The organism is Candidatus Omnitrophota bacterium (genome assembly GCA_028707125.1).
Taxonomy (GTDB): domain Bacteria; phylum Omnitrophota; class Gorgyraeia; order Gygaellales; family JAQTUX01; genus JAQTUX01.
On sequence record JAQTUX010000002.1, the window covers coordinates 386,681 to 411,594 of the forward strand.

1 protein-coding gene (cut by a window edge) is annotated in these 24,914 nt (G+C 51.7%); it reads right to left on the reverse strand.

What is annotated here, in order from left to right; genetic code table 11:
• Positions 1–24,812, reverse strand: the 5' end (the start) of a protein-coding gene (locus PHR44_08075; protein MDD4910613.1) for a HEAT repeat domain-containing protein. 43,210 nt of this gene lie to the left of the window's left edge; 24,812 of the gene's 68,022 nt are visible here — the first part of the coding sequence; its start codon is at positions 24,810–24,812; the stop codon falls past the left edge of the window.
• Positions 24,813–24,914 lie beyond the last annotated feature (102 nt).

Below are 24,914 nucleotides of genomic sequence, written 5' to 3' on the forward strand. Positions count from 1 at the left end.
GCTGTCGGGATAGCGACAGGGGTATTTGTCGGAGCCGGCTCAGGAGTGGAGGTTGCTGTCGGCTCAAGGGTGGGGGTATCGGTCGGCTCAGCGGTCGGGCTTGGTTTGAGGGTATTAGTTGGGGTTGGCTCAAGCGTTGCTGTCGGCTCAGGTACGAGCGTCAAAGTAGGCGCATGAGTGGGGGTATCGGTCGGCTCAGCGGTCGGGCTTGGTTTGAAGGTATTAGTTGAGGTCGGTGTCGCTGTGAATGTCGGCTCAGGGACAGGGGTAAAAGTAGGCGTATGAGTGGGGGTGGGGATACTAGTTGGCGTCGCCGTAGAGGTCGGCGTGTGAGTGGGCGTAAAAGTAGGCGTATGAGTAGGCGTGGGCTGCGGCGTTGGGGTTATAATTTGAGTTTGAACAGAAGGCTCGTTTTGAATCTTCTTTATAGCTTCAGCGGCTGCGTCTCTAACGGACTCATCTTCATCATTCAGAAGTTCGTTAAGCACATTAAGCGCCCCTGAATCTCCGATCCTACCTAATGCATTGGCTGCGGAGCGACGGACACCCTCCTCTTTATCATTTCGTGCTGCTCCAATAAGGGCAGAAATGGCTCGTTTATCACCTACTACACCTAGAATATCTGCTGCATCTGCGCGGACAAAGGCGTCTTCCATTTCTCTAATAAAGTCGGCAAACAGACTTTTATGCTGTCTCAATATCCTGATAAGAGAGGGGACAGATCGCCTGTCCTTTATTTCCATCAATGCTTCAGACGCAGCTGAACGAAGCGTCCAGCCGCCTTCTTTTAATGCATTAATAAGTGGCTCTACTGCCTGCGCATCTTTAATTCTACCTAAGATCTTTGCTGCGTGTGAACGAATACTAAAAGACTGTTTTTTATCTCGTAATACTTTAATAAGATAGGGAACGGCCGGCTTACCAATGCTGACCAACTGTTCTCCGACCACTCCATACACACTATACTCAAGTCTCAATCTGCTTATTAGATTCTCTATTTCTTCCTCGCTGACATTGGCCGGCTGAAATGCTGTAAGTGGATCGGCTGCTTTCATTGCATCGGCGATTGCTTCGGGATATTTGCGGAGATTCTCGTAGGCAATGCCTCGGTTTCTATAGAAATCGGGTACTTTTGGGTTAATCTCTATGGCCTTAGTGTAATCAGCGATTGCTTCGGGGTATTTACGGAGTTTTATGTATATATATCCTCTATGGCTGTAGTAATCCGCGTCATTGGGCTCCAGCTTAATGGCTTCATTACAGGCCTCCAATGCCTTCTGGTAATCCTCTTGCTCACGGTATTGCGCGGCCTCACGGAAGTAGTCATTGGCTGACTTCTGCTGTTGGGAGATGATCGTTTGTTGCGATATAAACGCGGGCATATTGCCGTATTGGGCGGGTGTGGATGCGGGTGTGGATGCCAGCAGGGTCATGATGATCAACAGGTTGATCAGCGCCTTCCTGGCGTATTGTACTATCGGCGGGCCCCATGCCTTTATCGCCCTCCAGGCGAGGTAGGCAAAGAGTACGCCTGCCACAAAGATAAGTGTTTCTACAGGATGGCTGACTATGAGCCCAAGTATGGCTGCTGTGCTCACCGACTCAAAGCTGCGCAGCTTGAAGTCGCCCTTGGTGAAGCGGGACTTAGGAATGAGGCCTGCCGGGGATGCGGCCGCTTGTTCTGATGTCTTTTCTCCGCAGTATCTGCCCATCAGGCGCAGCAGGCCCTTTGCCTGCTCTTCAATATTGCCCTGGGTCATGCCCATGCGAAGAGCGTTATAAGCGGCCAGGCCGTAATTATCCGGGTGGCTCCTGCCGTAATAGTCATCGCAGGCGTCTTTGACCGCGCGCATAAACGACTCCCAGTTCGGCCATATCTCGTTATCGCCCCAAGGCGTATTCTCATAATCAACCACGTATCCGGTGCCTCTTAATATCCTCTTTAACCCATCCCGCGCCATAGCCCTCAGGCGCTCAAACAGCACCCCGTCCAAGACCGCGATGGTCGGGGCGCCGTTCTGCTGAGAATTGGTTATGCTCGTCGGGCCGGCCTCTTTGCCTTTCTTTGAGATCATCATGCCGAAATTGGCCCCCTGCTGAATGATCCAGGACGTCACCACATTGTGATCGTCAATGAAGAAAAGGTGGTAGCGCATGCGCGGGTCTATCGCGAGCAGCTGCTCGAACTTACGCTGCAGATTATAGCCCCACTCGTCGAACCTCCTGCCGCCGATAAGAAATACCGCCCCCCATTCTACTATAAGGTCCCTGTTGGCCGCGTCAAACATCCGGTCAAGGAACCAATCAAGGCATTTATACGGGACCATCCTGCGTACAGCCGCGATAAATGCCATATCGTAAATCCTGACGCCAAGGGCCCTGAGTTCCTCCTTTGTTATAAAGACCTTTCCGAACGCGCCGTCAAACAACTGGTCGATCAGGTATTCCTTCTGCTCCTGCTTTATCCGCAGTAACTCCTTGATAAATTTATCCTTGTCTTCGGGCTTATGGTCCAGCGCCTCCAACAAAGCATCGGGTATGGCTACCTTAAGCCGTTTCATGTTGTTCTTAACCAGCTCCTGTATGCCTTCGCCCTGCCAGCGAGTTATGTCCGAGCCCTCGCTGTTGCCGAAGAGGTCGTCCTCAACCACCTTGCCGCTGAATTCAGCGAATATCTCGTTGCGCAGGATCTCCGTATGGAGGGAAGAACACCCTGTGATAAAATCGCTCACCCTGCCGGTGATCCTCACCAAGTCTATGTATCCTGTTTTGTCGTGCCCTTTGGCCTTGACCATGGTATCCCTGAATTCTTCGGCTATCTTTAACACATCGAACATGTAGTCATTATAATTACGCATGCCGTCAAGGACGATGGTGTGATTGTAGTGATGCACGACTATATTGCTGAAGAACGGGTCTGTGTTATAGCCGTCGTTGACAACGCGGGGTATGGCCAGCGTAGTATTGGTTTCGCTGGTTGAGAAAATAATCCTCTTGCCTACAGGCGTTACCTTAGCGGTATCTATTTCAACCAGCGGACCGAAAGCGGTAAATCCAAGCGGCCTCCAGGACACATAATCTTTATCGCTCTCCGGCTCCCCTTTCCTTCCTGATTGTTCCTTGATGAAACGGAGCAGGACCCTGCGATATAACAATGTCTGCAGGGCGCGCATATCATCGTCATCGGGATAGGCCTCTTCAAACACCTCCGGGCAATACATCCAGTATTCGTTCAGCTCGGATTCCGGATTGCAATACACCTCAACATCCACGCTGTTTTTACCGTTATAAGGCCTGGGCAATTCGATGCCGCCATATCTGGTTATCAACCTGAGACCGCCCCTTACGACCTCAATAAGCTGCGGGTCCACGATATCCTCTTTGAACCCCTTGATCTTTTTGGAGTAGAATATGCCCATAACGTTCAACTGTTTGCGCGCCGCGAACGGCCCGCCGTTATAACGCGAGAGCACCCTGTACCAGCCCCTTACCAGGTCGGGCTTGAAGCTGCCCAGCCCTCCGGACATAATAAGCTTGGCGATTATGCCCGCGCAACGCAGCGCCTTGCGCATAAATCCCCTGGTGTGCTTTAATGTTATAATTAACGCCCGCAGAAACTTTATTGAAAACTCATATTCCATCTGCAGCACCCAGATATCGCTGTCTCCGATATTCTTTATCGCGTTCTGTAACTCATAATCCTTGAATGCCCTTGACCAGGCCGTATCAACAGCGTACCCCTTCATTTCATCCTGCCTGGCCTGGCCGCGGATAAGCAGGGAAACCCGGTGCTTTAATTCGGGATCATCCTCAAGTATCCTGATGAGTTTCCGGGCCCCTCGCAGGTTCGACTTGGCCTTGCCATAAACTTCATTTAATCTCTCCAGCGTAAGCGCGAATCTACCCGCGCCCTCTTGCGGCAAGGTAAATATCTTTCCGGGTTGGCGCCCGGATGCCTCCGCGGAAGATGAAACATGATCCTCATCAAACAAAAGGCCTGTTGCGGCTGAAATAAATGGTTCCCCACCAGCCACGGAGAGGTTAACCACTGCCGCAACAGGCCATGAAGTTACATATAGCCCGGCTGATCCAAACGATGATACCGGGCTGAAACCAAACCGCTGACCGGTTATTGACTCTATCGCGCTCTTAAACATCCGGAAGCTGCTCATCCCCGTGCCATCAATCCTGTCATTGATGACGAAGCGGTCAATCTTATCTGGATTATTCAGATATGCGTCCATGGCCGCGATGTTTTCTACCATCCGTATGGCAGCATTATCCTTGCCGGAGGTCATTTTACGAAGTATGCCGATATGCCGCACTCTTTCTTCCCGCCAATGTTTTAACGAGAACGGCAACATCAGTATGCTGGCTATATCCGCTATCTCTCTCTCCAGCATATTGAGCGTTTCAAGTGTCGTAGTATCAAATAACAACCGCTTTCCGCTGTTCTGCTGCCCAGCGAAGGCCTCTTTCTCCGCGGCATACTGCCTGCCGTGCCTTTCCCTGACCAGCATCAGTGCCCCGGATTGTTTTAAGGCATCAAATTCTTCCGCGCTGACCAGATGTTTATGAGTGTCTCCGGACTTCTCATCTTGATGCGCCTGGCGGGTAGATATCTGGATGACCATGGCGAAATTATCGGGATGCGCTGCTATCAACCTGCGGCAGAAGGCCGTCTTTCCTACTCCCGAAGGCCCGATCACGGCTATTACCTTAGATGCGGCGGCGGATGAAGAGGCGCTGTTGTTCATCTCTACTTCTTCGCCTATATAGTGAAGGCCGTATTTAATCTCTTCTTCGCTTAATTGGCTAAGGGGCCTGCTCAGCCCATATCTGCTATCGCCTTCTTTGCCGGAGCAAACTATATGCAGATCACAATAAAGCTTTTGTTGCTGGACGGAATATTCCAAGAACTGCATCCGGACATAAACACCATCTTTGCTATATCCCTTCCTTTCCATCACCCCTAACGCCTGTCCAAGATCAAGGCCGGTCTTACCTCTGATAACCCGTATCAGCACTCCTTTAAAATCGCCTGCCAATCCTTCAAGGGTCAAATCCTCTTTCCTGCCCTGGCCGGCCTGGAAAATGGCCTTAAGCAGAGGATGCGCGATCAAGGCGGCGTGGTTAAGATTCTCTAAAAACTCTGTCAAATCTACAAATATGCCTTTATTTCTATCAAATACGAATATTTTATTTATCCATTCCCGGGGCACATCCTGCCTGGTCTCAAATACGAGATTATCCATGCCGTTCCATTCGGGGTTATTATTAATATTAACCTGCGCCACAACGGACAAGAAATCATCCTTGGGGTACTTGTGGAACTCACACGGCCAGAAAGCATAGTTGATCGCTTCAGCCGGCGAGACGTCAAACTCCATCAGCCATCTGGTGGCCTTCCAGATCTCAAGTCCATTAGCCGCGATCTCTTTCAGGTCACCAAGATGAAGACGCAGCCCCCTATAGGTAAATCTTTCCGGGTTATATTCCATACCGGATTTCTCAGCGATCTCACCACCGCGGTAATCACGCGGCACGCCCTTTTCATCAGCAAAGAAATAAGGCGCAAACAGCGTGTCCGGCTCGGAAGACACCCTCTCTTCAACCGATGGCGCACGGATCGCCTGAACGCTTCCTGCGGCACGGTAGGCGTTGTTTCTTTCCTTAGTATTCCACCTTCGGAATTGGACGATATAAATACCATTTTTTACCGCGAACTCTAAATTAATGGGGTATTTCAAACGGCTATACATAGCAGCCGCGATATGTATCAAACCGCGGACATCCTTTTCCGCGAGAGAAACGTCTGATCCGTTGATCCCAGTTCTGTCGGCTTCAAAAAAGTCCAATATATTATTAAAGAAAGAGTATTCCCAGCAATCCGCGTCCCTGTCTTCCTGCGTGCCGCCGGCCAGCCCCCTGGCGGCATTAATAAATACATTGCGGGAATCAACCAGTATAACGCCGGACGCTTCCGGGTCTATCTGGGCTTGCAAGGCGATCGCCATAGGATACTTATTCGTAGCGTCCACCGCGAAGTTGCTTGCGATGACTCCCAGCACCGCCTGAACCAGCCCATCAAAGTTTGATATGTTTGGAATGCTCCTGTAGGTTCCCGGCTGAGTGCCTGATATGTCTTCAACTTGATTTGAAGAACGCGCGATTGTAACATTACTGAAAAACTCCGCGTACTCTAACCACAAAGGCCTTAGGCGCTCCGCGACTAATTTTACTATCCTGTCTTGATACAGTAATCGTTCAATTGCCCTATACCTTTCTTCGTTACTTTCATTCTCTATGATTATTGACCCGATCTCATCGCCAAGGACCGCCATAATATCTTCATAAAGCCGGGTGGTAACAGCTATGGTGGGGACTAAGAAGAAATCCCAGAATATCCTGCGATGAAAATCATCTAATGCCGCCAGGGTGCTGGTCTTGCCTCCGATCAACTCCGGAAGCCATATCCCGCCTGCGAAGAAATCGATCCAGTATTGATGAGAGTTTTCTTCTTTTACGTTTTTCTGTTGCCTGTCAGATTCAGCTGCCAGATCCTTAAAGATGCCTCTTAGCTCCCGGTCATCCCTGCAAAGATGGAGCTTGATACAGTAGTCCATCTCCATCAACAAACCCCTCGCGGCAAGAAAATCATACGCGCCCCAGGTCTTCTTCGCCAATTTCATCCTGGCATCCTTAAGGACATCGTTTAATACCCTGTCCAACGCGCTGTTTCTCCCGTCGTTATATATATTGAATTTATCGATTATTTCCCTGTCCGGATCCTGCCCCATTAACCCCGCTAAAGCGCCATATAACGAAAACTGCCTCTTAACCTCGCCATTGTGATGGAGCAGCTCCGGAAAATTATTGATCCTGCTAAGAGCGTCTATATTCCTGTCCAGTAAATCGGTTAAATCCCTCGCCAGATCATAGAACACCGGCGCCAACAAAAATTCCAGGTCTTTTACCTTCTTGCCTTTAAGGCCGGCAAAAATAGCAAAAACCTCGGTATCATCGCCTTCTCGCAGGGCTTTATATAGCGAAAGGAATTTATCCCCTTGATTTGAAACCAGATATACCTCGCCCTTGTCTCCGTCTATCATGACCTTGTCTCGGCTATCCAACACAAAGGACCTCTTCTGAGGACATGCCTTTAACAGATAAGGGCGCCAGTTCACGGGCACATAAGAATATGTTAAGCTGTCAATCCTTGCGATCCGGCCGCTCGCGTCGGCAATAAATGGATTCGGGGACTCCTTACTGTTCAACACTTCTACGCGCGGTATCCCCAATACCCCCAGGGAAAGATTGATATGGCTGGCGATATTACCCCGGGTTTCTATTTGAATAATGCCCTTTACTCGATCGCGATGTCTGGTTATCCAGGACAGCATCTTCTCATCAACATCATGGACCAATAAGACCACATCGCCCTTTTTGCCGAATTCCTTTACTGCGGGCCTGTCGTTCCCCGGGAGGATCTGCACCAATCTGCCGCTGGCAAAGCCGTCTGTAAGGCCCCAGCCCTGCAGTATGCGATGTATAGACACGGGTAACTCCGCCGGCCTTGTCTTTCGCGCTTCCCTAATGTCAATATCGCTCTGGGATGCCTTGTCCGGCCAGATATCTTTAACATGATGCCCTGCCTCGATTATCCTTTGTTTCAGATCAGAGGCGCTTACTGCCGAACTGCTTAAAGAAACCCCCAGTTCATATCTGTCCCTCAAGCGATTATAGAACCCTATTATCCTATACGGCTCGTCAAACAGGTCTATTTCTATTATATAAAGCTCCCATCTGCCATACTTTCCGATATGGGAAAGGTTAGAATACGACCGCTTGTCTATGGCGTTAAGCAGATCACCCATTTCTCGCGCGGAATCCATATCAGAGTCAAGACACTGGTCAATGTAGTCAAAAATATCAAAACCCGGGTTATTCGCCAATTTCCCTTCTTTCGTAACAACCTGGCGCGCCGCGATGGCTTGTAATACAGGATTTACAAAATAACGATTGAAAACCGCCTGATTCACCATAACCGGCATATATTCGGGATTTTCGTTGCCTTCTCCTAATGGCAGGTTGGGTATTGTGCCCAGGCCCGGCCCTAATCCGGTCAAAATGGCGTTCAACCATTCAATTGTAAAATATCTTATCGGCTCAAAGACCCCGCTTTGCCACATCTTCTGCCGCATATTGACCTGGCCCAATACGGCCCTATATATCATGTCGTTCGGGCTTATCCCCAGCTTCAACGCGGTTGATAGGTCGCTGTGCTTAGGAATATCATACCAGCCCCCTGAGGCGTACTTGCCCCATTCAGTATCCAGCTCAACCAAGTCTTGTCCGTAGCATAAACCGGAAACAAGATGCGTAAACCATAAAGATACCGACGAAGGATACATCCTGGCCCTTTGTTTCATCCGCGCGCCTAATTCTCCCAGAATGCATGTGCGCGGAATATTGCCCAGGTCTTCTCCGCCATCTGTTACCCCGCCGCCGCCGATAATCATACCTTCATAATTACCCCCGCTATAGTGCGGGCTGATGTTAAACTCTATATAAACAGTGTGGGCGGCGCCTCGGTCCTTATAGTCCACACTCACGATATTCCTGTGCACGTATATATTCACAAAATCGCTCAGCCGGACAGAAACGGTATCCTTGCCTATCCCTAACGGCAGGTTCCTCAGGAGCGCCCTTAATACGGGAGAAATCTTGAACTGTTCAGGGTCAAACCCCAGATCGCAGACAGCGCAGGTCTCTTCATCCCTGATCTCCAGATTAAGGGTATCCAATAGCAGCCGCCTCACCTTTATCTCCACCTTGTTGCTTTTAGCCTTTAAATAGGCGCTATGCAGGAAATTAAGCATCTGATTAAAATTGGACACCTCTCCAAGTTCCGGCTCGTTATTCCGCCAGCAAACCGGCCCCTGCAATAAGGCCTCCTTTCCGGATTTATCGGCCTGGAGAAACGCGCGCTCAAGCTGCCGCAGCTTTTCCTTAAACTGCCCAGCCGTATATTGAGAATTATCCGCAAGGCGCTCTAAAGAATCGGCGAGAAGCGCAAAATCAGAAAACAAGGCCTCTGGATCCGCCTCTGCTAAGGCGCCGCCTATTACTGCCTTCAACTTTTTATGCGTATCCTCAAAGCTTTCAATGCAGGGCCTCATGTCCTCTTCTATCTTAACGAAACTCAAATAATCCATCCTGAAATAAGGCCCCTCTAAAACCATTTTTAGAGAATAGCGGTATCCCTTCTCTTCAAAAGTCCGTTCTTGAGATAAACCGTCAAAAAGGCCCCCGAGCTCAACCGGGACCTCCAGGACAAAGTAATCGCGGACATCCTCCGGGAAACTTCGCGGGCGCGGAGGCGGCAGGTCTATTAAAGAGGCGCTGACCTTTAACATATATATTTTCCTTACATCGATTATTCTTCTTCTTAGTTCTTTCGGGCCGACAGCCCTTCCGGCTTTATTATAAATAGTGTGTAATTCGCAAAATTGGGTGGCGAAATCAAATTGAATCGCTGAAGAAGAACCGGCCTGTTCCTTATCTTCCCACCACACTCCCATCTCTCTTAATTCCGCGTCTGTGTAGGTTGAAGTCACCTCAACGCCTCTTGCCGCCTCATCGGCAGGCATAAGGCGGGGCTCTGTGATAAGCGGGTCTTCATCCTTAAGGATAGCGGCTACCAGGCCGGTTATAGTGAGCTCCTGGCCTGAAGCGATCTGCTCCCGCGCCTTAAGGATGGCCCCTGATAACACCTTACCTATATTAAGGCCGTAGGTCCTGTCCTGGATATTGGGCGTGAGGCCGCGGATGATGTAGCCGGGGATATTCGGGCGTACGCCTGAGATAATGGCGTGTTTGACGTCTTCGCTTACCTTCTCTTCGCCAAATGCATCTTTGTCTCTAAATCCATTGGCTTTGAGTCCTTCTCTGAAGGCTGCCAGGGCCTGGTTTAGTTCAGGGTCAAATCGCGCCAACTCCGGAAGGTATTTGAGGGCGGCAACCACGTAGTTGGAGAAACCGGTAAGCTTGGGGTTGCCGTGGATATCGTATTCCCTGACGGCATAGAAGGATGCCCTGGATACAGGGTCAAGCTCCAACAACTTGTAGAACAAGCTGTCCTTTGACTCTTGATGGCCCTTGCCTGTATCCTTAAAGTTGTAGCCCTCGCTCACATTTACATTAACGTAGAGACGCATCAGGCGCGTACCCACGGGCCGCAGGCAGGCATCATAGACGATCTCCTCTTCGGCCATGCGCCTGAGCGCTTCAATAAAGAAATATTTCAGATAAGAGGTCCTTTCGGGAATAAGGTTGATGATGCTGCCGCCTATCTGCTTAAGCATCAATTCTCTTCCGGGGATAGCCCTGTCGCGCTCGCTTATACGGGGGTCGCCGGTACCGATAACCACCCAGCCCCTGTTCCTGCCCATTTCCTCAAAGACAGACGGCTTGGTATGCCCATAGGCGCTGACACAGGTAGCTAAGAAGTCTCCTCTTTGATGCTCTATGGCGCTATCCGCGCCCAGCGGCTTGGCAAAGGTATCATTGTCAACGGTCTTAAGCGCCGCGAATACCGGAACAGGGATATTCCTCTCCTTAAGGAGATTGGCAAACTTTGCTGCCTGCCGGGCGTGGTCATCGCCGCCTATAAGCACCACTGCCGCGAAATCCCTGACGTTGGCAACGGCGTTCTCCTGGTTCTTATCGTCTAATTTCGCGCGGGAAGAACGGCTGATAATGGAAGGAAGATACTCAAGCATAACCGCTTCATCCGGCTGTGTAACACGCAGGCCGGCGGGGAACTTCTGCGGATCAGCGCAGAGGGTCTTGAAACCGCCGTCCATAAGCGCGACCTGAAGCCCTGCCCCTGAGACATACCTAAGCAGGCCGGCAGGCACCGCGTTAAGCCCGGCGCAGTCGCCGCCTGAAACGCCTAAGAGGATGGTTGAGGCGGAGTTGCTGACGGATGAAGAGGAGCGGCCGCTGAAGTCGCCCTTGACCCTGGTCACCGAAGGATGAAGGATGGGCGTGCCCCCGTCTATCATCATCTCGTTCCAGATCCTGGCTATCTCTATCTGATAGCGGTCGTATATCTCCTGCATGTCCTTGCCGGACAGTATCATATCCCTGGCGAAAAAGGCGCAGCGCACAAGCCCGTACATCCAGGACATTGCCGGGCCCCACATCTCGTGATCGCGCCATCCCCGGATATCCAATACCCGGCCGTTATACGCTACTGTATGCAGCCCCTCTCTTTCAAACTCCTCTCTCTCTGAAGCATCCAGTTCATTGAGATCATTCAACAGCGTGCGCGATATCATGCGCATATCCAGCTCAGCGGCATTTTTGCCCAGACCATCGATCGCCCTGTTCCACTCGCGCTTAAGCTCCGCGTATTTCTTGTTATTAAACCCGGGAAACCTGCAGACGATCTTCTTCAGGGCCATCTTATTGCCCGGGCTCATCCTGCCCTTCCATGACAGCTGCAGATACCTCCTGTCTTTCTTCTCTACGACGCTCATCTCAAAGCGCCTCAATATATCAGCCGGCAGGCCTTCGTCAAACGTTGATTCCCTGGCGGTCTTCAGCTTGTTGATAGCATCCTGCCACTCCGGACGGCTGCTCAACTCTAACAACGCAGCCCTTTCCCGCCCGCCCATGCTTCCGACGCCGCGCAACAGCGTCTTCTCCGCCAGGTCGTCATACAATACCTTCAGGCCGCTATGTTTAACGCGCGCCGGCGCCGCCTCCTGCACAAGATCAAATAGCCTGGAGCCCCCGGCGATCTCGATGAGCTCCCTGGAGGCAACCGGGACATAGCCCTGATCCGACGGCGCGTCGCCTTCAAAGAAAACGGCAAGCCAGCGCGTCATGGCCGACATCAGCATGCCGTAGTTGAAATTCTTCTTGGAAACAAACTCGCCGTCTTCGGTTGTCCCTGCCGGGGCGTTGGTGTAGCCCATTGCCGTTCTTATGCGCCCGATATCCACCAGCAGCAGCCCGTCCCTGCTTTTTATCATCCATATTCTTTCCTTGCCGAAGTATTTCACGATCTCGCCCCAGAACTCGTTATCCAGTATGACCGATGCCGGCAATACCAGGCGGTCGTCCTCTTCTACGTTCACCCGCTTTACAAGGGAGGCACCGTCCAGCGAAAAGAACACCCAGTGGCTGTCCTTTATCAGGATCGCCAGCAATACCACCAGGATCATCTCTCTGTCCGTAAACTGCTCTCTTTCGCCTTTGGGCTGCGCGAGCTTCTCGAACACGCTGCGTTCCGACTCCATGATCAACTGTTCAAAATATCTTTTCCAGTATCCAAACCTCCTGCCGTCTGCCCCGTCAATGTCAACATTGGCAAGCATCTTCCTGAATGTCCAATACGCCTCCTCATGAACATGGTAGTAGTTGGCCTTCTTTAATTCCGGCACATCGTCAGGGGTTAATCTCAAACCATCCTCAATAAAATCATGCAAAGAATCATCCTCATTTGAGCCGCGCTTGATACCCAGGGCGTCCCTGATCAGGTCAAGGCGGGTAACCATGTGTATATAACCCTTGACCATCATCTCGGTCATCATTACGCGATTGGCCTTGTCCTCGCTGCCATCGGTATTTAAAAGCTTGAGCGTCTTAAAGGGGACCCACTCGCCGTCATCGTTATAGACCCTGCCATGCGCGAAATCCCCTTCGCCAAAACAATTATCCTCAAAGCTGTATTCCAGCTCTGTCCTGGTGCCCGCGTCATCAGCCATCACCCTGATGTCCTCCGCGGCAAATATGCGCCCGACCAGGGAAAGCCCGGTAGGATTATCCTTCGCGTCCAACATCGGCAGCACATGCGCCTTGAGGACCTGCGTCAGGCCCTCAACCCCCATTGAGCCCGTAAGAATAGTCCTCATCAGCATATCCGTCATCTGGATCATCCATAAACCCTGCTTCCAGTTGGATGTATCTTGCGGTTTATACACAGTCGCGTCTTTATCCTGAAGCATTAAACCCGAACCCGGGAAAAACCTCATGCCTCTGACCCTGCCTGTTCTATGCAGATAAGCGTTGGCAAGCAGGTTAAACATACGCCCGAGGCGGCCTTCCAATGCCTCGGCTTCAAGCAGCTCATGCCCTTCTATTTCCTGCTTCCAGGCCGCTGCCTGCTTTTTCCATTCCGCGACTATCCCCATCTCCTCCTTGATCTTCGCGGGATCGTCGTTCCAGCGGCAATTAAGGTCAAACATCTCGCGGTATTTCATTACGGCTCTCTGGGTCAACTCCAAAAGCGCGTCCCAGGAGAACGCCTGGGCATCAACGCTGCTGCTGGATGCCTTCTCTGCCTGCCGTATGTCTTTCTCAAGCTGAGATACGATACCCTTAAGTTCTCTCTCTTCGCCCTCTGTCAATGCCTCTCTGCCGGCCTCAAGCTGCTCCCGAGCGCGCCCGAGCGCGTATCGCGCGTCGTCAAAAAGCCCGAACTCAACATAGGTCATTGCCCATTCAGACCAATCCTTTACCGCGACACCGGGATGCATTACATCGCAGGGCGGAACAGGCACCTGTTCTCCAGCGCGGCTGCGATAGAAAGCGCCCTTCATGAACACGACATCCTGCTCCGCCTGTGTCTTGTATTCATTCTTTGTCATCCACGCCGAGCGCTCCTGATATACCACCTGCTGCGGATCTATCAGGCCTTCCTCCTGCATCCACTCGATCACATGATGCGGCTCTATCTCCGTGATAAACGCCAGGTAATCCTCTTCAGTGCCTATGCTCTCCTCGGTCATTATCTTCAGGGCGTATGTCTTCTTCCACAGGCGGTCCATTGATTCCCTCATGCGCCCTTTACGCTCTGCTTCGGTGCTGCCAAGATACTCTTCAATGCTGCCATATCTCAACATCTTATATAAAAGCCGGATGTTTATAAACATCGTGCCGTTGGGCTGGGCCATGTGTATCTGCTCATTACTGAATAACATCTTCTCCGCGCCTAAGAAATCCTGGGCCGCGATAAGGCGGACGATCCTTTTTTCATCAACCATCAGGCACCCTGCCTTACGCACGTCACCGGCTGTGTTGGTGAACTGTATGATCGCGAATGTGTCTTTACCCTTATTAAACCACCTGTCTAACGCCCTCCTGAAGAAGCCATTGTTCCCGCGCTCTGCCTGCTTGAGCCCGGAGATCAGTTCCCTGCTGAAATAATCCACGCCTCCCTGTTCAAACATATTGGCTACCAGGCCTCTCATGGCAACGGCCATTGTAGCCGATTCTGCCACTGCCATATCCCCGCCGCCATACTGCACCATATTGCCTCCGGCCATGACCACCGCTACCGCTCCTCTGAGCGAATTCATTACCAATGACCACTTGGCTGCCGGCATGCCGCGCTCCTGCTCATCGGGGGGTATCAGTTTAAGCAGCCCCTCATTTATCTCACCTGTATGGCATACCTCTCTCATTCTCTCCACTGTAAGCACGCCATCCTGCCTGCCTACAACCAGGGCTTCAAGCCCGGCAACCGGGCCCGCGGGCGCGTGCTGCGCTTCGGGGCTAAGGCCTGTATGCGGAAACTTGACTCGGTAGACCTCGCCGTTATTTTCGCCTGCCTCCCGGCGCCGCAGAGCCAGATCGTCTATCAACTTGGAACAGAGCCGCTCGTCCTCTCTCTTCGCTATCTCATGCGCGGATGCCTTTATCGCGAAGGCGATCCTTATCTCATCAGCTATCGGCAGAAGCACGGGATTCAACATCTGATGATAGATACTGATGTCCTCAAACGGGATCGCCCTGCCTGTTGTCTCTTTGGCCATCCTCTCTATTGCCAGCTCTATCTGCTTCTCCGTGAACATACTGGCAGCGAGTATAATAAATACCCTCTCCGCCCAGGGGAATCTACGGAAGAAACCAACGTGGCGCCTCAACGCCTCTGAAAGCTCGGTCGCGTTGGGATTATTGCCTTTATGGAACGGCATGCACTGCTTGCATATGGAGCCCTTGCCGAATCTCAGGTGCCTGCCGCCTTCAAGATACACCGTCCAATGCATGCCCTGCCTGGTGCTTTCGTATAGCGCCAGTATCGGCACGGCGTAATGATACATATATGTCATGCTTAACAAAACAAGCTCGCTGTCAAAATCGCACTCGCTGAAATCGGGCGCCTTTTTCAGGAGTTTCAGCGTATATTCAGCCCGGCTCAGCCTTCTCTCATCCTCGCTCTGTATATGGTTCTCGTGCCTGCCGCCCGATAGCTTATGCTTCAATTCCAATATCTCTTCCTCAAGGCGGTCCATCTCTGCCGCGAGCATTACGTAAAAATTATCATCCGTATTACCGGTTGGCGCGTCCATCATCACCGACACGCTGTCTTTAGCCGCGTCCTCATACTCCCGTTCTAACGCGGATATTTTCCGATCCTTCGCTGCCTCCTGTTCATAGTAGCGCTCGTATATCGCGGAGATCGCCCGGTTGTCTCCCGTCAAAAGCGCTTCTGCGAATGCCTTATAATCGGCCCCGCCCTGGACCACCAGCATGTTTAATTTGCCTATTACCGCAGCGTAAAATATCGCCGCCTCCTCTTCCGGTGTCAGGAGCTCCATCGCGTCCGCCCCCGCATTGATCAGCGGGCGCGCGTATTGGTGAAGCAGAGGATTTATCATGTGGACCCTGAACGGCCGCAGGTCCCGTCGCTCAAGCAGCAATTCACGCCCCCACTGCTGTATGGCGCCTCCGTCAGGATATTTGCCGGTTTGCTCCTGATATTCCGTAATTTTCTTATGCAGTTCGGGGCTGTAGGTCAACGGCTGCGGGTTGAACATCTCTGGCGGCTTGTGATCAGGGTCTATCCCGTGCCTCGCCCTTAATTCCATAAGCTCCTCAGGGCTGTGCGTTACGTGCCTTCTCATCTTTTGTTCAAATTCATACCTTTTCTTGCGCTCCATCGGCGCTATCTCGCGGGCCCTCCTGCGCTCCATCTCGGATCTGTCAACATACGTTACGCGCGTGCCTTCCTTATCGCAGATCTCCAGGTCGTAGACCGTCGGCTCATCCTCCTCCGGCATTACCGCGCCATATTCCTCTCCTGCCTTATCTACGCGCTGTTTTAGATCATCCAGCAGCGAAGAGCTGGCGGAAAAGTCATAAACCATAGAGCTTCCCGTCAGCCTGCCGCCTGTTATGTTGGCGAAGAATTTACCGAAATGCTCATAGACCATGGCCCGCAGCACATCCGCGGGTATGCAGTTGACCGCGTGCGGAGAGGTGATCTCCCTGAAAGAAAGGGTTGTAAGGGCGATGCGCGCCTCCTGATCTATATCATCCAGCACGCAGGCGATCAACGACTCCACCACCAGCTGATCCTCCACATTGCAGGCGGCTATATTCATATTGCTGGCATGAGTGAAAAACAGACCTTCAAGCCCCTGCGCCGAGGATTGTTTCCATTTCATACGCACTATCTTTATTACCTGCTTATAGAGTTCAAGCATCCTGTCGCTGACAGCCACATTGATCACCGCCGGCACTGCCGACCTTCTCGCCGGATCGCGGCCCAGGACAAGATGAACGCCGGATACCGCGCCTAAGTCGTCGTTAAACCCTGATAAGGCATTACTGTAATACTGCGTTATCTGCGAGATGATCAATATCGGCTCAAGCAGCTCAAAGCTGTCAACATACACCCACTTCTTCTTCCGCCGGCTGATACTCAACCCCTCTGCCTCTACTGTATCATCGTCCCCTACCCTTAAGTGCCCGTTGTCAACCCATGGCTGCGCGCGCAGCTCTCCCTGGCCGTCCCTCCAAAGATAGCGCCGCCTCAGGTAATACAACCGGCCCTTCTCTATGCCGTCTTCAAAGGCAAGATCTATCTCAACGCTGCCGTCTACAATATCAGTGGTCTCAACCGACACTAATTCTCTATAGCCGCTGTCGGCGCAGACCTCGACATCGCACCAGCCGTCTGCTTCTTCGGCCTTCTGCTCAAGTCCTTCAGCAAGCACGATCCGCGCCGCATCAACCTCGCGCGAACATTCCTGTTTAGACCTTTTAACCTCTTCGCGCCTGTCCGGATAATCTATTACGCGGGTAAGCAGGGTCGCGAAGGCAACCGCGATCAGGTTGCTTACGCCTGTGCCTGAACCCATGGCGATGGATTCAACGTGCATATCGATCAATATACCCTTATCCTTACCGAACACATGATCGCTTATAAACCGCACCGCCTCCTGCTCGCGGCCTAATAAACGGGCAAGGTCCATCATCGCGCGCGGGTAGAGCCCTAAGGATACTGCCGTATCCAGCATCAACTTCGCGGGGCCGGGGCGCCTCACGTCTCCGGCGCCGCGCACCGATATTACGAAACAGCGGTCTCCGGAACGTATCTGCAGGACAATGCGGCCTTTCCCTTCTTTGCTCCGGCTGTTTTCTGAACCCTTCAACTCATCCGGCAGATCAGCCGTGTCATCCTCGGGCATATCTGCCGCGTCACGCAGCTCAAATCCCATCTTTATGTTGCGGCCCAGCCGCCCGTTGGCGCAGGTCATCTTCATTGCCGCGTTCCTTAAACGGCAGCTGCGCCACTTAAGCAATATAGTAGCCAGGAAGTCCGATACCCGGCCCGGCAGCCCTGTTTCACAGCGCAGCGTTTCTTCTATTATCGCGCCGCCGCCTGCGCGCAACTCTTCTACTACCCTGGGGAATCCGCCATATCTTTGATCGTCACAGTTGAACTCATCATACTCGATCCCCGCGTACGCCTGCATCATCGCGTCAAGCCTTAAATTCTGCATTGACGCTTCCGAAAGCTCTACGTCGAGATTAAGGTCTTTTCCCGCTTTGGCTATCTTCTGTTCCAAGGCATAAAGCTCAGGCCACATCCTCTTCATTTCGCGCTCAAGGCCCTCGCGGATCATCTCAGAACGCCAATACTCCTTGAGTATGCGGTATACCTCTGCCAGATGCCCCATGGCTGTAAGAGAATGCGTGTCTGTAAACATATGCCTGCCCGGCAACGGCTGGGAAAATGCTGCCCAGGCCTGGCGTTCGGCCCTCTTAAATGCCTGCTGGCTCTCACGGCCTCCTCCCATCCCCGTCCGCTCTGCCTCAGACAACTTCTCTGATACCGTTATCCCCTCCCGTACGCGCTGGCCTGCCTGCCAGTCAGAGAGATAGCCGTTGAACAGCGTCTCCAGGAACAACGCGGCGCGCATCTTATAGACGCTATCAATCTCTCCGTGATCAGACCAGACCACAGTGCGCAATGCCAGCGCCGCCTCGTATAAGCTGTTGAACGTCCTGCCGTTGTAATCCTCTCCCTTGAACAACTCCTCCGCTGACAGCTCCAGCTCATACCTGATGTTATAAAGCACCGCCTTCCACAGCGGCATCATTATCTTCTTTCTCGTTGTATCAAGCAGTTTGGGCGCCTCATTGATATACTCATCTCCCAAAAGCGGCAATCTGGGATATAGCGTGGAAGGCGGCCGGTACGCGGACCTGCCGCAAACCTCCGAGCAGCCCTGCCTTGTAAGCTGCCTTAGCGCCATCACGCGCGCGAAACAATAGCGCGCGATCAAATAATCGCCCACGTAGCTGATCTGCCCTCTGTCTACCTGGGTACCGTCGAAACTCATTGTTTCGCCCAGCGCCCCTTCAAGGTTCAACGCGTCCTCTCCTACGCGGAAGATCTCGCGAACAACGAGCTTCATGCGTTCGCGCTCCCTAGCCACCCCCTGCCTGCGAAACTCAATACTGTCTTCTGCGCCATTATTGTTTTCACCAAGCTCGGCAATATTGACCAGCGCCTTGTTGTATTCATCTTCAAGCGCGTCGAGGTATTGCCGCAAAGTCACCTCCAGCCCCCTGTACTTCTCAACCACGCTATGCTCGCTGACCTTCACATAATGATTGTTGAACCTGTCCGGCTCCGTGATAATATCGGTTATCTCGGCGTAGCCGAAAGGCACCAGCCGTTCTCCCCTCTTGTATCCGACTATGTTAAGCACCGCCTGTTCAAACTCAAGATAATACTTTCTTTTGCTGCCCAGGACATCCTGCACCAACACCCTGTCAAACCGCTCTCTGACATTTATAAAATCATTCAGCGCGGCAGTGCCGGACTTTCTGCGCCTGGTGTATACATTCAGATCCTTCCCTTCCATTCGCAGGCGGCCTAAGATCATCTGCTCCACATCCTCTGCCGCCCGGGCCGGGTCCTCTTCCCATCTTTCAGGATTGATCGGCAGCAGCAGGATCGTCTTTATTTCTATCCCTGCCTCATCAAAACTCGCTTTGTATAAATTAAATGTGTCGAGTGAGGAGGTCTCCATCAATACCACCCTGCCCTCTGCCGCCAATCTCTTTATCTTCTCAAATTCTCCCATCCTCATCGCGTAGTATCCGCCATTGAATCTTTCACGCACCATTGTTAATCCGCCTGATTGCTGCAGGTCCGTAAAACCAACCCGGGTAACAAACTCGCGGTATCTGTTGGGGATCATGCCTTCCTGTTCTTTACGGGTAGTAATGGTCAGGGGGGTGTAAATAAGCGAGGGGTGCCGGTTGTTGATCTCATCCACGAATAACCCCTTGTCAACGCCCAGAGGCCCGGCTAAGACCACCACGGCCCCGCTGCTGGAGGACGATGCCCCGGCTTCGGGATCGGTATCGTTTAGAGACATCTGCGCTTCCACCACATCCGCTATGAGCGCGTTCAAATACCCCAGGCATTCTTTATCCGCCTTCAGCTTCTTAAGCCCGTTCCTGATCCTTGATAAAATAGTAACTATATTCCTGAGCACCTTATCGTCTTCCGGGTAACAGGCCGTCACAATTTCCTTCAGGTGCCCTTTCCTGGCTCCTTCTGTGTGATCTACACAAAACAAGTCATGTAGCGGCTTGGATACTAACCTCTTGATAGGTAGGCCGGGATATGTAGCCGAGACTGTGGAAATTATAATTCCAAAAAGATATATCCTGAAAAGATGCTCGTGATACTCTTCTATATACCCTGTTTTTATCCGCTGCCACTCATTGCGTATCGTTGCCGCGGTAACATTTTTGCCCCATACCAGGAGCGGGCCAGGGTTATTTTCTGAAGAACTGCTGGAGAAAGATATAGATGTGGTGCTTGGGAACGCTGCGGATTGCGCTGCGGGGTCTGCGTCAGCTTCTGCCGGCGGCCCCTGGGCGGAGATGGAAGAACTCAATGCCTGAACGGCGCTGACAACCTCGCCGCCGTATATATAGCCATTCATAAATAATGCGGAAGAATGTGTAATGTAAACGGAAACTTTCTTCGCACACAGGGGTCTGGATCCCTCTCCTGGGCTGCTTGAAGAGACAGCCGCTGAATCGGATACTGCAGGAGAAGATTCCTTAGGAGCAGAATCGCCTGGAATTTCAGAGAATAGATCAAACATCCCCGGCTCACCGACGCCTTCCAACAAAAATTGATAGTGTTCGTACATTTCAACACGATTGTCAAACCTCTTGTTAAATCTATCATATTGCTGCCTATCTTCTATTATGATCGCGAAACGTAACCACATATTATAGTCATCGTTACATAAAGAATAATGACGTAATAAACCTGCCAGATTTGAGTCCTCATTTCCATTTCCGGCATCTAAAATTATTGGGACTATTATCATCTCCGGGGTTTTAAGATCTTTTTCCTGTAGCTCTCCTAACTCCTTTGTCTCCTCTTCATTTAACCCCTCAGATCTCTTAGCTCTGAGCGCGCGCCTACGCGCCTTTTGTTCCTCTATTGCATTTCTTTTCTTTAGCTCTGTCTCAATCCTTGATTCCAGGCCTGTATGCCATGCAGGCATTGCTGTGTTTATTGATATGGGTTCCTCCTCGCTCATAAATGATCCCTCTGCTTCTTTTAATCCATTGATTAACCGCTTCGCATCAGGACAGCCCACCATCACAGCCCTAAGCCTGCTGCATCTGGTAAGTTGGAAAAATTCACGCATGCGCTCTTGCTCTTTTTCGCCAATGAAACCATTGGGTGTTCCTCCCGGGCTGCTGGCGGAAGCAACGGCCATAATAGAATCCTGCTCAATAGTTCCTTCAGCCGGACTAGAAACAGTATCAATACTGAACGCCTGCGGCCCCTGGGAGGAGATGGAAGCACCCAGCGGCAGCAGCTTGGCCTTCCATTGGAGGTCATTTGTATGCAATGCTATAACCGGGTTCTTCGGCATGCTGATATCGCCTAAAGCGAGCTGCTCTATCGAGGGTCTCTTACTCTCTATATCCTCTATCTCATCGGGCGTCAGCGCCCTTAAAACCATCCCAAAGCCGGGTAAAGACACATTAGAAGCGCCTGACGAAGAGGCCAAACAGCAATTATTATTGTATCTGACAAGTTCTGGATGCAGCGCGGTAAATGCCGTAGTGTGTCTGGCCTCTCTGCTGTTAAAGGAATGATATGTATAATAGACCTTCCAGCCGGCCTTTATAAAATTATCGGTGGTCTCTCTATAGCCGTCTTCCGGATGGCCGGAGTTGCTATATCCACCTAGGATCGCGATCTGAGTTTCTCCCCCTTCAATTATGTTCTTGATCATTGCTATGTGGGTTTCCCTGTTCTCCAGTGGACCGAAGTTAGCGATCCTGACCGTAGGGATACCTCCTGCTATCCGTTTCCTCACGGGGACATCTACGCCCCACCAATTCCGCAGATTATCATTGATAAGAATGATGCTATCGTTATCTTGAGCGGTATACCCCATCCATTCTCCTGAGCCAAGGGCGGCGCCCTTAAGCATCGCCTGCTCAGAGGCATAAGTTGCGCCGGCTATATCATCACGGTCTAATTCAATTCCGACCACGCGTTTTGCGCCTCTGGCCAAAGCAAGAAAAGCAATAACGCCATTGCCTGTCCCGTCATCCTCCACAATCCTTCCGGTAAATTCTCTGCAAAGCATCTCGCCAATCACAGGTATAAGATACGGCGCGCTTATAAGCGGTGTAGCAATTGTAACCATGAATCCATCGTTAATAGCCGCGCCGATCTTATCTACAATAAATTTCTTAAACATAAAGCCGCCGATCCTGTCCACTACAACCATGGCCGGCCCCACGCGCAAGTAGGCCACCTTAACGCACTCCATGCTGGAACTGTCCAAATCAACAATATAGGTATATGAAACAATTCTATCGCGGATACTTATCATCCCGTTGAAAACCCTCATAGGTAATTTCTGCTCGTAACCCTGCTTGATCTGATATTCAGCCGCTGTAAGCCGTGGGCATAAGCCCAAGGGGGAGGACGATATAACGCTCAAATTCCCTTCGCTAACAAACTCTATCTCTATGCCCTCTGGCATATTCTTGGCAATGTCTGCCTGTAGAGCAAGAAGCTCCATATTCTGAAGGCGCTTTGGTTTACCTTCGGATCCAGGCGGCAGACTATGCTCTATCTCAATGGCAATGATAGCTACCTTAGGATATAAGTTGCTATGGTTGATAGTAGGTATTGTTATAGCCCAGGCCTCTGCCTCTCTTAATCCCGCTTGAATTAATACCGGCAAGATATGAGTGTCCTTAAACGTCTTAGCGGCCTCTTTCGGCCTGTCTATAGCCTCGGTAAGCGGTATTGCTATTATAAGATCGCTATGATCCATAACCGTGTTGGTAATACCCTTTGGTATTAATTTCTCAGGAAGCGACTCAAAAGGAGTATAGGTCAAAGCCGCCGCTATAATTTTATTATGAGCTTTAACCGCGGTATTCTGGCTTAAGGCATATCTTGTAAGCAGATAACAATACCGGTATTGTGTATTCTGCCTCAACAACGAAAGGTAGGGCTCGGGAAGATCCTGGCGGTCTCTCTGGCTTACATGAGCATGGGTATGAGTAGGATTACCTGCGAATACCGCATGACGTAAGAGTTTCTGATCAACGGGGCTTACCGGAAGCACCCCTTGCTGTATATATCCCTGCCATAGCAATTCGCTTACTTTTTTTGTATCAAGTAAATCAACATCTTGCTCATACCAAGGCACAGGCTTAGCCTGCATCTCAACTTCCTTTGCCTGTATCAACTCCCTTCTCTGCTCTACCAGCAGCATATGCTCCCCTGTAGCCCCTTCCACACTCCAGGCGTCAAATTGGCTGCGCTTATCCTGGTCCTTGGGGAAGGCCCAGGCGCCTGTAGCGTAGGCATACCATCCATACTGAGGGAAGGTTATGCCTATATTGTGCTTGCCTCTGAAGTCGGTGGATGATATGCCCAGGTCTATCAGCTCATGGTCTATGAGGAACATCTCTATACTGCGTTCAAGGGCTATCTGGAGGTATTCTGTCGGGGCCTCAAAATATATGGCGTCGTCTATCTGGAAGCCGGCCTCCTTCTCCAGGGCCTTGGCCTTTGCCTTAAGCTGCTTCTTTATCTCTTCTCCATATGTATTATCAGCCATTTCCTTGAGCACCTTGGCCTCATCCCTGAGCAGCCTTGCCGTCTGGCGCAGGCGCGCCGCCTCTTCCCGCAGCGCGGGCTCTCTCTGTTTACGGCCGGGCAGGTCCATCCTGATCTGGGCGCGGATACGCTCGTGTTCCGCGTTTATCGCTTCTTCATACTGCTCTTTATTCCAATTGTTCCCAAAGCCCTCGCTGCCCGCTCTCCTGATCCAACCCATGGAGAAGCGGTGCTCGGGAAGCAGGTCGCCCTCTATCAAGGCCTTGCCCAGCTTGATGTAATGCAGCCGGATGTACTTCTTGATGCGGTCAAAGTCCTCTGTGGAGAGCATATATATCATATTGACCTGCATGCCTTCGTTGGCCTTCAATATGGCGAACATCTGCTCAAAGCCCTCCACGTCATCCGTATAGTCGGTCAGCCGTAAAAATGGCCGGTACGGCGCGAATACCGACTCAGCCAACAGCAGCCGCTCACGCGGGGTTACCCAGTCCTCGGGGTTATTGGGCAGCTTCTTCTCCATCTCTTCCTCGCCGGCTATCCTCATTATGCCGAAGTCGGCCTTGAGCAGCCCGGTGCCCAATAACAGCACGTTGGGATGGCCCAGCACAGTGGGATTGCCGTTGCCGGGCAGGTAGGCTATCCTTCTCTCGCGGCCTATGTCTCTAAGCAGCCCTGCCATCGGGTCAACACTTGTATGGCGCAGGTTCATGCCGGCATACGGGTCTGAATTCCCCATCATCACATTGGCAACGCACATATCTACTGCCGCCTTAAGCGCCGCCATGTAATTCTTGCGCACCTGCTTTGGGTCGGGGTCGGCCTCGATGGAGAGGCCGGGCGCGTTGGCCTCCACCATCCTGCGCACCTCTTCCAGTACGCGCCTGCCTTCATCACGGATGGGGGAGGAGGAATGCTGAGGGGCATCTATGGCAGCGAGCGTATCTGCTGCCCCCTTCTGAATATCCTGCGGTATGCCCTCTTCCGGCAGCGGGAACTGCAGGGAGCGAAGGACGAGCTTCAATAGATGCTGTTTGTGCGGGTCCTGCTTACAATAGAAGTCAAATATTATATAAGCGGCATCGTAAGAGAAGAGGTATTCAGCGTTCAACCCTATTATCTCGCCAAGTATCCAGCGGCTGGCCATGCGGGCGTTGGGCATGCTGCCTGCCAGAAGTTCTATAAGTTTACCAGACATGGCCTTCTGCTGCTCTTCGCTGCTGCCTCTATAGATGTCCAGCACTGCCCCTGCCTGGTTTGCCTTATCAAGCATGAACACCATACGGTCATTAAGGAATATGCTGAACTCATCGGGTTCTTTTTCTTCGGTTGTTTGTACGGCCGCCCTTCTCTGCTCTACCAGCAGCATATGCTCCCCTGTAGCCCCTTCCACACTCCAGGCGTCAAATTGGCTGCGCTTATCCTGGTCCTTGGGGAAGGCCCAGGCGCCTGTAGCGTAGGCATACCATCC